The 11,296-nt window shown below is 71.7% G+C and carries 12 protein-coding genes; 6 read left to right on the top strand and 6 right to left on the bottom strand.

Features of this window, described 5'->3' with window-relative positions; all coding sequences use genetic code 11:
- From AWZ10_RS26040 to AWZ10_RS26025, 4 genes are all read right to left on the bottom strand, one after another.
- Positions 1-615, bottom strand: a 615-nt coding sequence (locus AWZ10_RS26040) for an acyl-CoA dehydrogenase family protein (RefSeq protein WP_167365987.1), incomplete at its 3' end; no start/stop codon positions are given.
- Entirely contained in the window at positions 612-1,796 is a 1,185-nt protein-coding gene (locus AWZ10_RS26035) for an acyl-CoA dehydrogenase family protein (protein ID WP_046705690.1), read from the bottom strand. The genes AWZ10_RS26040 and AWZ10_RS26035, both read right to left, overlap by 4 nt.
- Positions 1,793-2,770, bottom strand: coding sequence for an NADPH:quinone oxidoreductase family protein (locus AWZ10_RS26030; RefSeq protein ID WP_046705689.1), 978 nt, complete (start codon positions 2,768-2,770; stop codon positions 1,793-1,795). Before AWZ10_RS26030 ends, AWZ10_RS26035 begins: the two co-directional genes overlap by 4 nt.
- A 113-nt stretch (positions 2,771-2,883) precedes the next feature.
- On the bottom strand, positions 2,884-3,480 hold the full coding sequence (locus tag AWZ10_RS26025; protein WP_046705688.1) for a helix-turn-helix domain-containing protein: 597 nt from the start codon (positions 3,478-3,480) through the stop codon (positions 2,884-2,886).
- Positions 3,481-3,557: 77 nt separating this feature from the next.
- Between AWZ10_RS26025 and AWZ10_RS26020 the strand changes: the two genes are divergently transcribed.
- The 5 genes from AWZ10_RS26020 to AWZ10_RS26000 all read left to right on the top strand — a co-directional run bounded on the left by AWZ10_RS26020 (position 3,558) and on the right by AWZ10_RS26000 (position 8,335).
- Positions 3,558-4,487, top strand: coding sequence for an NAD(P)/FAD-dependent oxidoreductase (locus tag AWZ10_RS26020; protein ID WP_060892130.1), 930 nt, complete (start codon positions 3,558-3,560; stop codon positions 4,485-4,487).
- Positions 4,488-4,619: 132 nt separating this feature from the next.
- On the top strand, positions 4,620-6,158 hold the full coding sequence (locus AWZ10_RS26015; RefSeq protein WP_060892129.1) for an ATP-dependent DNA ligase: 1,539 nt from the start codon (positions 4,620-4,622) through the stop codon (positions 6,156-6,158).
- Entirely contained in the window at positions 6,155-6,622 is a 468-nt protein-coding gene (locus tag AWZ10_RS26010; RefSeq protein WP_046705686.1) for an NUDIX hydrolase, read from the top strand. Before AWZ10_RS26015 ends, AWZ10_RS26010 begins: the two co-directional genes overlap by 4 nt.
- Before the next feature lie 65 nt (positions 6,623-6,687).
- Positions 6,688-8,073: an NADP-dependent succinic semialdehyde dehydrogenase gene (locus AWZ10_RS26005; RefSeq protein WP_046705685.1), complete on the top strand. Its 1,386-nt coding sequence runs from the start codon at positions 6,688-6,690 to the stop codon at positions 8,071-8,073.
- 25 nt (positions 8,074-8,098) lie between these two features.
- Positions 8,099-8,335 carry a DUF6213 family protein gene (locus AWZ10_RS26000; RefSeq protein ID WP_037704958.1) on the top strand — a complete coding sequence of 79 codons (237 nt, stop codon included), beginning with the start codon at positions 8,099-8,101 and terminating at the stop codon, positions 8,333-8,335.
- Positions 8,336-8,433: 98 nt separating this feature from the next.
- Here the strand turns inward: AWZ10_RS26000 and AWZ10_RS25995 are convergent, their stop codons facing one another.
- Both AWZ10_RS25995 and AWZ10_RS25990 read right to left on the bottom strand, forming a co-directional pair.
- A complete protein-coding gene (locus tag AWZ10_RS25995; protein WP_060892128.1) occupies positions 8,434-9,096 on the bottom strand; it encodes a thiaminase II/PqqC family protein in 663 nt (220 codons plus the stop codon).
- Between the two features lie 120 nt (positions 9,097-9,216).
- Positions 9,217-10,443, bottom strand: a complete 1,227-nt coding sequence (locus tag AWZ10_RS25990) for an acyl-CoA dehydrogenase family protein (protein ID WP_046705684.1) — start codon at positions 10,441-10,443, stop codon at positions 9,217-9,219.
- A gap of 173 nt (positions 10,444-10,616) precedes the next feature.
- Between AWZ10_RS25990 and AWZ10_RS25985 the strand changes: the two genes are divergently transcribed.
- Positions 10,617-11,273, top strand: a complete 657-nt coding sequence (locus AWZ10_RS25985; RefSeq protein ID WP_037704955.1) for a TetR/AcrR family transcriptional regulator — start codon at positions 10,617-10,619, stop codon at positions 11,271-11,273.
- The last annotated feature ends 23 nt before the right edge of the window (positions 11,274-11,296 follow it).

The raw sequence follows: 11,296 nt of genomic DNA, 5'->3' as shown, positions 1-11,296 counted from the left end.
GTCACCGAGGAGCCGGCCCGGCGCCCCGTCGAGCGTCACCTTCGCCAGCGGCCGGGTCAGGTCGAGCGACACCTGCGGGGTGACGGTCACGGCCGAGGCGTCGACCGCGTACAGGCCCCCGTCGTCGGCGGGCACCAGCAGCACATCGGCGACGGCGGCGTCCGCGATGCCGGTCAACTCCCCGTGCAGGGCGCCGTCTTCGTACCGTACGACCTTGTAGGCGCTCCCGGCCGGGAGGTTCAGCGCGACCGCGAGGGCGCCGATCCTCCGGCCGGAGGCCAGGTCGCCGAGCAGGTCGTCCGCGGCGCCGGCGAGCAGGGCCTCGGTGGCGACGACGGCGCTCGTGAGGAACGGCACCGGTGCGACCGCACGCCCCAACTCCTCCAGAACCACGGCGGCCTCGCGGTGCGTGGCGCCCTGGCCGCCCAACTCCTCGGGGACGAGCAGCCCGGCGAGGCCCATGCCGTCGGCGAGCAGCTTCCACAGTTCACGGTGGTGCGGGGCGTCCGTCTCGACGCGGGCGATCACGCCGGCCGCGTCGCAGTGGTCGGTCAGCACGTCGCGGACGGCCGCGCGGAGGGCCTCTTCCTCCTCCGAGTACAGGAGATCGGTCATCGGGCGAGGTCCTTCCAGGCGACGTCCTTGTCGGTGCGCGGCTCGCTGGGCAGGCCCAGGACGCGCTCGGCGACGATGTTCAGCAGGACCTCGGTGGTCCCGCCCTCGATGCTGTTGCCCTTGGAGCGAAGGTAGCGGTAGCCGGCGTCACGGCCGACGAAGTCGACCAGCTCGGGGCGCCGCATGGTCCAGTCGTCGTACAACAGGCCTTCCTCGCCCCGGAGTTCGACCTCAAGGCCGCTGATCTCCTGGTTGAGGCGGGCGAAGGCGAGCTTCATGCCGGCGCCCTCGGGGCCGGGCTGTCCGGCGACGAGCTGCTGACGCAGCCGCTCGGCGGTGAGCCGGGCGGCCTCGGCCTCGACCCAGAGCTTCAGCAGCCGCTGGTGCAGGTCGTGGGTACGCAGTTCGGGGCGCTCGCGCCAGGTCCTGGCGACCGGGCCGATCATGCCGCCCTCTCGCGGCAGCCGCATACCGCCGATGGCGACGCGCTCGTTGTTGAGCGTGGTCTGCGCGACCTTCCAGCCGTCGCCGACCTCGCCGAGGCGGCGCGCGTCCGGGATGCGGACGTCGGTGATGAACACCTCGTTGAACTCGGCCTCGCCGGTGACCTGGCGCAGCGGCCGGACCTCGACACCGGGGTCGGTCATGTCGCAGATGAAGTACGTGATGCCCCGGTGCTTGGGCACGTCCGGGTCGGTGCGGGCGATGAGGATGGCCCAGCGGGCGACATGGGCGCTGGACGTCCACACCTTCTGCCCGTTCACCACCCAGTCTCCCCCGCTCTCCCGTACGGCGCGGGTGCCGAGCGCGGCGAGGTCGGAGCCGGCGCCGGGCTCGCTGAAGAGCTGGCACCAGACCTCCTCACCCGTCCACAGCGGCCGCAGGTACTGCCGCTTCTGCTCCTGGGTGCCGTAGGCGAGGATCGTCGGCGCGGCCATGCCCAGGCCGATGCCGATGCGTCGCGGATCGTTGCCGGGGGCGTCTTCCGCCTCCAGGTCCGCGTCCACCACGGCTTGGAGGGAGCGCGGGGCGCCGAGCCCGCCGAGGCCCTCGGGGTAGTGCACCCAGGCGAGCCCCGCGTCGAAGCGGGCGCGCAGGAAGTCCAGGCGGTCGGTGGTGGCGGGCGGGTACGCGGCCAGCAACTCGGCCGTGCGGCGCCTGAGGTCGGCTGCGTCGGTCATGCGGCGGCTCCGTTCTCCAGCGAGGGCACCACGACGACCCGGCCGGTGGTGACGCCGTCCGCGACGCGCTGCACGGCGGCCGCGGCCCCGCCGAGCGACGTGCGCTCGCTCACCAGCGGCTTGACGACGCCCCGGGCCGCCAGCTCGGTGAGCTGCTCGTGGCAGTGCTGGACCAGCTTCGGGTTCTTGGTGTTGTACAGACCCCAGTGCAGGCCGAGGATCGAGTAGTTCTTGACGAGGGCGTGGTTGAGGCCGGGGCTGGGGATCGTCCCGCTGGCGAAGCCGACGACCACGATGCGTCCCTCGAAGGCGACGACCTTGGTCGACTGCGTGTAGGCCTCGCCGCCCACGGGGTCGTAGATCACGTCCGCGCCCCGGCCTCCGGTGGCTTCCTTCACGGCGGAGACGACGTCCTCGCTCCGGCGGTCGACCACCACGTCACAGCCCAGTTCCCGGGCCACGGCAGCCTTGTCGGCGCCGCCGACGACGCCGATGACCGTCGCCCCGGCCGCCTTGCCGAGCTGCACGGCCGCGCTGCCGACCCCGCCTGCGGCGGCGTGGACGAGCAGGGTCTCCCCCGCTTCGAGGCGGGCCCGGCGGTGGAGACCGAACCAGCCCGTCTGGTAACCGATGTGCAGGGCCGCGGCCTCGGCGTCGTCCAGCGCCTCGGGCGCGGGCAGCAGCGCGGCGGCGTCCGCGACCGCGTACTCGGCGAGACCGCCGTACGGCAGCGCCGGGTTGGCGATGACCCGGCGGCCGTCCTCGGTCTCACCGCAGATCTCCACGCCCGGGGTGAACGGGAGCGGAGGCCTGACCTGGTAGTGGCCCCGGCACATCAGGACATCGGGGAAGTTGATGTTCGCGGCGCGCACCTTCAGCAGGACCTGGCCGTCACCGGGCGTGGGCCGCTCCACGTCCTGGAGCCGCATCACCTCGCTCGGCTCGCCGTTCTCGTGCACTTGCCATGCCTGCATGCGGTGCCTCCACGGACTGCTTCGGACTGCTTCGTCTGACCGGGATCGACTGTCGCATGCATACTAAGCGGTCGCTTGCCCTCCGGGGAACAGCCCGGGAGCAGTAGCGTGCGTCACGGACGCGCGGGCCTGGCCCGTACGTGCATCCGCTCCCCCTGCGGCCCGAACAGGCTGAGGAACTCCACCGGCCCCTCCCCCGTCGAGCCGAACCAGTGCGGGACCCGGGTGTCGAACTCGGCGGCCTCCCCGGCGACCATCACCACATCGTGTTCGCCGAGCACGACCCGCAGTTTCCCGGACATCACGTACAGCCACTCGTAGCCCTCGTGGACGCGCGGTTCCGGTTCCTGCTGCGACCGGGGCACGAGGACCTTGAAGGCCTGGAGGCCGCCCGGCTGCCGGGTGAGCGGCCAGTACGTACGCCCGTGCCGATGGATCGGCTTCGACCGCACCCGCGGGTCGCCGACCGGCGGCTCCCCGATGAGCTCGTCCAACGGCACCTGGTGGGCCCGCGCGATCGGCAGCAGCAGTTCCAGGCTGGGCTTGCGCAGTCCCGACTCCAGCCGTGACAGCGTGCTCACCGAGATACCGGTCGCCTCCGACAGCCCGGCGAGCGTCGCCTCGCGCTCCTTGCGGATCCGCCGCAACCGCGGCCCGACTCCGGCGAGGACCTCGTCCGTGCCGCTCGCTCCCTCACTCGTGTCACTCATCCCGCTATTGCAGTTTCGGCAAAGGCGTTTGTCAATGTGGCCGGGTTCGGGCGACCGTCGTCGTGGAGGTGGTCACCATGACCGAGCAGTACGAAGTGATCGTCATCGGCGGCGGCGCTGCGGGGCTCTCCGCGGCCCTGGTCCTGGGCCGGGCCCGGCGGCGCACCCTGGTCGTCGACGCCGGCGAACCCCGCAACGCGCCCGCCGCGCACATGCAGGGCTTTCTCTCCCGGGACGGGATGCCGCCGGCGGAGTTCCTGGCCGTGGGCCGGGAGGAGATCGCCCGCTACGGCGTCGAACTGGTCCGGGGCCGGGCAGTGGACGTGACCCGGGGCGATGACGGCGGGAGCTTCACCGTGACGCTCGCCGACGGCCGGTCCCCGCGGGCCCGGCGCCTCGTCGTCGCCACCGGCCTGAAGGACGAGCTGCCGACCGTCCCCGGTGTGGCCGAGCGCTTCGGCCGGGATGTCCTGCACTGCCCCTACTGCCACGGCTGGGAGGTCCGCGACCAGCCCTTCGGCGTCCTCGCCACGACTGCGACGAGCGTCCACCAGGCCCTGATGGTCTCCCAGTGGTCCAAGGACGTGACCCTCTTCCTCCACGAAGTCCCCGAGACCGACCTCTCCGACGACGACCTGCGCCGCCTGGCCGCCGCCGGGGTCTCGGTGGTCCCCGGCGAGGTCGAGAGCCTGGTCGTCACCGAGGACCGCCTCACCGGGGTCCGGCTCACCGACGGCACGGTCCGGGACCGCTCGGTCCTGTTCACGGCCCCCCGCCCGATCCCGCGGACCAGCATGCTGGAGAAGCTGGGCGCCGACCTGAACGAGACCCCGTTCGGCGCGTACCCCACGGTCGACCCGACCGGCCTGACCACGGTTCCCGGCGTCTGGGCCGTCGGCAACGCGATGGGCTTCTCCGAGCAGGTGGTCAACGCGGCGTCGTCCGGCTACCGGGCGGGCGCCACGATCAATGGAGACCTACTGATGACGGACTTGGACACAGCGTGATCGATCGGCCCGAAGGGCCGTCCGGGGGCGCGGGGAACCGCGCGACAGGCCACGACACACCCGCACCCGCCCGTCCAGACCGCACCCCCGACCCAATAGGCGCCCGGCAGAACTCCGTAGGACCATGGCTGCATGCTCTTCGCCCGGCTCGCCCGCGTGTCGCAAGAGGTCGCCGCCACCTCGGCCCGGTCCCGGAAGACCACCCTGCTCGCCGAACTGTTCGGGGACGCCGACGCGGACGACGTACCGATCGTCATCCCGTATCTCGCGGGCCGGCTGCCCCAGGGCCGCCTGGGCGTCGGCTGGAAGGTCCTCGACCAGCACATCCCGCCGGCCACCGCTCCCACCCTCACCGTCCGCGAGGTGGACGCCCGCCTCACGGCGATCGGCACTGCCACCGGCCCCGGTTCGCAGGCCGAACGCAGACGTCTGGTCGGCGAGTTGCTGGCGGCGGCCACCGAGGACGAGCAGCGGTACCTGTTCGGGCTGCTCACCGGTGAGGTCCGGCAGGGCGCGCTGGACGCGGTGGCCATCGACGGGCTGGCCGGGGCCACCGGGGCGCCCGCCGCCGACGTACGGCGGGCCGTGATGCTCGCCGGCTCGCTCCGGACGGTGGCGCGGGCGCTGCTGGCGGAGGGGCCGTCTGCTCTCGCGGGGTTCCGGCTCACCGTCGGGCAGCCCGTCCTGCCGATGCTGGCGCACAGCGCGTCCTCCGTCGCGGAGGCCGTGGCGAAGCTGAACATGTGCGCGGTGGAGGAGAAGCTGGACGGTATCCGCGTCCAGGTCCACCGCGACGGCGGCGACGTACGGCTGTACACCCGCACCCTGGACGACATGACCGACCGGTTGCCCGAACTCACCTCAGCCGCGCTGGAGTTGGAGGGAGAGCGGTTCATTCTGGACGGGGAGGTCATCGCGTTCGACGAGACGGGGCGGCCCCGTTCCTTCCAGGAGACGGCGGGTCGGGTCGGCTCGCGGCTGGACGTGGCGACGGCGGCCCGGCAGGTGCCCGTCTCGCCGGTCTTCTTCGACGCGCTGTCCGTGGACGGCCAGGACCTCCTCGACCTGCCCCTCACCGACCGCCACGCCGTACTGGCCCGCCTCGTGCCGGAGCCCATGCGGGTCCGGCGCACCCTCGTGGCCGGTCCCGGCGACCTGCCCGAGGCGGAGCGCTTCCTCGCCGACACCCTGGAGCGCGGCCACGAAGGAGTCGTGCTGAAGGCTCTCGACGCCCCCTACAGCGCGGGCCGACGCGGGGCGTCCTGGCTGAAGGTCAAGCCGGTGCACACCCTCGATCTGGTGGTCCTGGCCGCCGAGTGGGGCCACGGCCGCCGCACGGGCAGGCTCTCCAACCTCCACCTCGGCGCCCGCACCGCCGACGGCTCCTTCGCCATGCTCGGCAAGACCTTCAAGGGCATGACCGACGCGCTGCTGGCCTGGCAGACCGAACGGCTGACGGGCCTGGCCGTGGAGGAGCACGGCTGGGGCGTCACCGTACGCCCCGAACTCGTCGTCGAGATCGCCTACGACGGCCTGCAGCGCTCCACCCGCTACCCGGCCGGCGTCACCCTCCGTTTCGCCCGTGTGATCCGCTATCGCGAGGACAAGACCCCGGCGCAAGCCGATACGGTCGAGACCCTGCTCGCCGCACACCCCGAGGTGACTCGTTGACCACACCCAAGCGCAGCGCCGGCCTCCTGCTGCACCGCCGCACCGAGCACGGCGTCGAGGTTCTGCTCGGCCATATGGGCGGCCCGCTCTTCGCGCACCAGGACGCGGGGGCCTGGAGCGTGCCCAAGGGCGAGTACCAACCGGACGAGCCCGCCTGGGACGCCGCCCGCCGGGAGTTCCAGGAGGAACTGGGGCTGGCGCCGCCCGAGGGCGAGGCCGTACCGCTGGGCGAGGTGCGGCAGAAGAACGGCAAGATCGTCACGGCCTGGGCGATCGAGGCGGACCTCGACCCGGCGACCGTCGTACCGGGGACCTTTCGCATGGAGTGGCCGCCGAGGTCGGGTCGGATCCAGGAGTTCCCGGAGCTGGACCGCGTGGAGTGGCTCACCGTCGAACGGGCCCGTGCCGTGCTCGTCCCGGCGCAGGCGGAGTTTCTCGACCGTCTTCTGGAGCACTCGGACTGAGTCCGCGTTGCGGCGTAGCCAATCGCGCGGGAAGGTCGAAGAACAGCCCACGCAGGAGGCCAGCCATGCCCATCGCCACGGTCAACCCGGCGAACGGCGAGACGCTTCGGACCTACGACGCCCTGGGTGAGGAGGAGATCGAGCGTCGCCTCGCCACCGCCGACACCACGTTCCGCACGTACCGGACGACGTCCTTCGCGGAACGCGCCCGGCTGATGCGCAGGGCCGCCGAGCTCCTCGACGAGGACACCGAGGACGTCGCCCGGGTGATGACCACCGAGATGGGCAAGCCGGTCAAGCAGGCCCGCGCCGAGGCCGCCAAGTGCGCGAAGGCGATGCGCTGGTACGCCGACCACGCCGAGGTGCTGCTCACCGACGTGGAGCCGTCCGACGCGGACGTGAAGGACTCGGGCGCGTCCCACGTCCTGGTCCGCTACCGGCCGCTCGGCCCGGTGCTCGCCGTGATGCCGTGGAACTTCCCGCTCTGGCAGGTGATCCGCTTCGCCGCGCCCGCCCTGATGGCCGGCAACGTGGGCCTACTCAAACACGCCTCCAACGTCCCGCAGACCGCGCTCTACCTGGAGGACCTCTTCCGCCGGGCGGGCTTCCCCGAGGGCTGCTTCCAGACCCTGCTCGTCGGCTCCGGCGCCGTCGAGGACATCCTGCGCGACCCTCGGGTGAAGGCCGCCACCCTCACCGGCAGCGAGCCCGCCGGCCGGGCCGTCGCCTCGGTCGCCGGGGACGAGGTCAAGAAGACGGTCCTGGAGCTGGGCGGCAGCGACCCGTACGTCGTGCTGCCGTCCGCCGACATCGACCGGGCCGCCGAGATCGCCGTCACCGCCCGGGTGCAGAACACCGGCCAGTCGTGCATCGCCGCCAAGCGGTTCATCGTGCACGCCGACGTGTACGACGCCTTCACCGAGCGGTTCGTCGAGGCCATGAAGGCGCTGAAGGTCGGCGACCCGCTCGACGAGGACACCGACGTCGGCCCGCTCGCCGGCGAGCGGGGCCGCGAGGACCTGGAGGAGCTGGTCGACGAGGCCGTGGAGAGCGGCGCCACGGTCCTGTGCGGCGCCGAACGCCCCGACGGACCGGGCTGGTTCTACCCGCCGACCGTCCTCGCCGACATCACCCCCCAGATGCGCGTCCACCAGGAGGAGGCCTTCGGCCCGGTCGCCACGCTGTACCGGGTCGCCGACCTCGACGAAGCGATCGCGATCGCCAACGACACGCCCTTCGGGCTCAGCTCCAACGTGTGGACACGGGACGCCGCCGAGGTCGAACGCCTCGTCCGGGACCTCGACGCCGGCGCCGTCTACGTCAACGGGATGACCGCCTCCCACCCGGCGTTCCCCTTCGGTGGGGTCAAACGCTCCGGATACGGGCGTGAGCTGTCCGGACACGGAATCCGGGAGTTCTGCAACATCACCACCGTGTGGCACGGGGCGTGAGCGTTCCGCGGCTACCATCCCCGTTGTGAACCGCGAAGTGACTCTGCCTCTGATCGTCGACGACCGCGGGACCTTGCAGGTGTCTGCGGCCGATGTGAGCAAGCTGCTGCGGACGGTGGGCGGCCGGTGGCTGCACCTGGTCGAGGCGGGTGAGGAACTCGACGAGGACACGGTGGCGGCGCTCACGATCGAGCTGGCGAAGCTGGCGGACCGGATCGACGTGGCGTGCATCGCCCACAGCAGTGGGGCGGCCTCCGGCTAGGGCGCTGCTCCCGGGTCGGGCCCAGGTCCGCTGCGGCTCGTCCGCGGCTGATCGCGCCCACGCGGCGGTAACCGCATGCTCGACAGGGCCCCGCGGCCCTAACGGGGCGCGAGTGTGTGCCAGAACATCGATTCGTAGCTCTGCAGCAGGCGGCCGTGTCGGGCGACGAGGTGCTCGTCGATCCGTCCCGCGTCCCATCCCGCCTGTACCGCCGTCCTCGCCCTCTCCTCCAGCTCCGGCGACGGCTCGGCGAAGAGGTCGAAGAACGCGCAGGCCTCGTCGGTGAAGGCGTAGTGATGACGCAGGGCCTTCGCGATCGCCGCGCAATAGCCGCCCCAGGAGGCGAAGTTGGCGCTCAGGGCGAGTACCACATCCGCCGGGGACGCGGCCAGGGCGAGACGGGCGACGTAGGACGGGTAGGCCTGGCAGCCGGGTAGGGGCTCGTACGCCGCGGCCCGCATGCCGTCCACGCCGCATGCCTCGGCGTACGCCCCGAGCCGCTCCGCCGCCACCGCCTCCCCCTCCGCGAGCATCTCGAAGAAGGGGGCACCGGCCGGTTCCTCGGTCGTCGACCTCTCGGCCAGACGGCGGAAGGAAAGCAGGTCGGCGGCGATGACGAAGCGCTGTTCCATGGCCAGCGCGGCGAGCGTGTCGAGACCGGCCGCACCGGAGGCGATCAAGGGAAGCAGAGGGTTGGCGTCGGGGGCCGGGGCGAGTTTCGCGGTGGTGCTCTCCAGCAGTCGTACGGCCGTGCGCGTCATCGAGGACTCCCGTCGGTTCACTGGTGTCGCCGCTGATCAGCGCCCCGGCAGGGGCGCGCGAGGGCTGCGCGAGCAACCACGACGCTCCCGCTGTCCGGACCGCGCGACACCCTCGCGGCGCTACCGAATGGGCATCCCCGACAAGGTCCGGGCGATCACGAGTCGCTGCACCTCACTCGTACCCTCGAAGATGGTGTAAATAGCGGCATCCCGGTGCATTCGCTCCACGGGGTACTCACGGGTGTACCCGTTGCCGCCCAGTATCTGGATGGCCTGAGCCGTGACCTGCTTCGCCGTCTCGCTCGCGAAGAGCTTCGACTGGGAGCCCTCGGCCGCCGTGAACGGCCTGCCGTTGATCGCCATCCAGGACGCCCGCCACACCAGCAGCCGCGCCGCGTCCACGGACGTCCGCATGTCCGCGAGCTGGAAGGCGACGCCCTGGTTGTCGATGATGGGCCGGCCGAACTGCTCACGGGTCTTGGCGTAGTCGAGGGCGACCTCGTACGCGGCGCGGGCGGTGCCCACCGCCATGGCGCCCACGGCCGGGCGGGACGCCTCGAACGTGGCCATCGCCGCGTTCTTCACCCGCTCACCGCCGGCCTTCGCCCGCTCGCGGGCCCGCGCCAGACGCTCGTCGAGCTTCTCCTTGCCGCCGAGCAGGCAGGAGCCGGGGATGCGCACGTCCTCCAGGACGACCTCGGCGGTGTGGGAGGCGCGGATGCCGTGCTTCTTGAACTTCTGACCCTGGGACAGGCCGGGCGTCTTCGGCGGGACGATGAAGGACGCGTGGCCCTTGGAGCCCAGCTCGGGGTCGACCACGGCGACGACGACGTGGACGTTGGCGATGCCGCCGTTGGTCGCCCACGTCTTCGTACCGTTGAGGACCCACTCGTCCTTGGCCTCGTCGTACACGGCACGGGTGCGCATGGAGGCCACGTCGGAACCGGCGTCGGGCTCGGACGAGCAGAACGCGGCGACCTTGACATCGTTGGCGTCGCCGTACATCTGGGGGATCCAGGTGCCGATCTGCTCCTCGGTGCCGTTGGCGAGGACGCCCACGGCGGCGAGGCCGGTGCCGACGATGGACAGGGCGATGCCCGCGTCACCCCAGAACAGCTCCTCCATGGCCATGGGAATACCGAGGCCGGTGGGGTCGAAGTACTGCTGGGCGTAGAAGTCGAGGGAGTAGATGCCGACCTTGGCGGCCTCCTGGATCACCGGCCAGGGGGTCTCCTCGCGCTCGTCCCACTCGGCGGCCGCGGGGCGGATCACATCGGCGGCGAATCCGTGGAGCCAGTCGCGAACCTCTCGCTGTTCCTCGTTGAGTTCCATGGTGAACTCGGCCATGACGCGCCTCCAGCACTGCACTAAGATGTTACCTGCGGTAACGCGAGTCTGTTACCGGTCGGTAGGAAAAGTCAACTCCCGCGTCGGGCTCGGTAGCCCGTTCGATCGGGCCGTGCCCATCAGTGCTAGTTTGCGCAGGGCGTCACTGTCATCAGCATTTGGGGGAGAGACTCATGGACACCACGCAGCGGAGCGACCAGGAGCGGTCCGCCGATCGCCGTCGGCGCGAGCTGCTGGAGGCCGCTGACAGGGTGGTGCTCCGTGACGGGCCCGGAGCGTCGATGAACGCCATCGCCGCCGAGGCCGGTATCACGAAGCCGATTCTCTACCGCCACTTCGGCGACAAGGGCGGACTCTACGCCGCTCTCGCCCAACGGCACACCGACGCCCTCCTCGACTCCCTGCGGGCCGCGTTGGACGCCCCGGCGGAACGGCGTGAACGCGTCGAGGCGACCCTCGACACCTATCTGACGGCCATCGAGGCCCGTCCTCAGGTGTACCGCTTCCTCATGCACCCCGCCGAGGTCGGCCAGCCCGGCGAGCAGCCCGGCGACCAGGGCTTCGACGTCGGCAAGCACTCGGCCCCCCTCCTGCGCCGCATGGGCGAGGAGCTCGGCAAGGTCATAGAGGACCGCCTCGACCTCGGCCCCGACAGCCACCGGCTCGCCCGCGTATGGGGCCACGGCATCGTAGGCATGATGCACGCGGCGGGAGACTGGTGGCTGGGCGAACGCCCCTGCACACGAGCAGAGTTGGTCCACTGCCTGGCAGACCTGCTGTGGGGCCGCCTGGCAGCGGCGGGCGACAAGGTCGGCGGCCCGGGTTTCTGAGGGTTCCTTTTCGGTCGATTCGG

The sequence above is a fragment of the Streptomyces europaeiscabiei genome, assembly GCF_001550375.1.
In the GTDB taxonomy this organism is placed as follows: domain Bacteria; phylum Actinomycetota; class Actinomycetes; order Streptomycetales; family Streptomycetaceae; genus Streptomyces; species Streptomyces europaeiscabiei.
The sequence above is the reverse complement of the archived record's forward strand: the minus strand, read 5'-3'. Positions and strand labels throughout refer to the sequence as shown.

Excerpts from the sequence above, each read along its gene's own strand:
- AWZ10_RS26005 (WP_046705685.1), top strand. The coding sequence starts at position 6,688 with ATGCCCATCGCCACGGTCAACCCGGCGAACGGCGAGACGCTTCGGACC.
- AWZ10_RS25985 (WP_037704955.1), top strand. The coding sequence starts at position 10,617 with ATGGACACCACGCAGCGGAGCGACCAGGAGCGGTCCGCCGATCGCCGT.
- AWZ10_RS26020 (WP_060892130.1), top strand. The coding sequence starts at position 3,558 with ATGACCGAGCAGTACGAAGTGATCGTCATCGGCGGCGGCGCTGCGGGG.
- AWZ10_RS26025 (WP_046705688.1), bottom strand. The coding sequence starts at position 3,480 with ATGAGTGACACGAGTGAGGGAGCGAGCGGCACGGACGAGGTCCTCGCC.
- AWZ10_RS26030 (WP_046705689.1), bottom strand. The coding sequence starts at position 2,770 with ATGCAGGCATGGCAAGTGCACGAGAACGGCGAGCCGAGCGAGGTGATG.
- AWZ10_RS25990 (WP_046705684.1), bottom strand. The coding sequence starts at position 10,443 with ATGGCCGAGTTCACCATGGAACTCAACGAGGAACAGCGAGAGGTTCGC.
- AWZ10_RS26015 (WP_060892129.1), top strand. The coding sequence starts at position 4,620 with ATGCTCTTCGCCCGGCTCGCCCGCGTGTCGCAAGAGGTCGCCGCCACC.
- AWZ10_RS26035 (WP_046705690.1), bottom strand. The coding sequence starts at position 1,796 with ATGACCGACGCAGCCGACCTCAGGCGCCGCACGGCCGAGTTGCTGGCC.
- AWZ10_RS25995 (WP_060892128.1), bottom strand. The coding sequence starts at position 9,096 with ATGACGCGCACGGCCGTACGACTGCTGGAGAGCACCACCGCGAAACTC.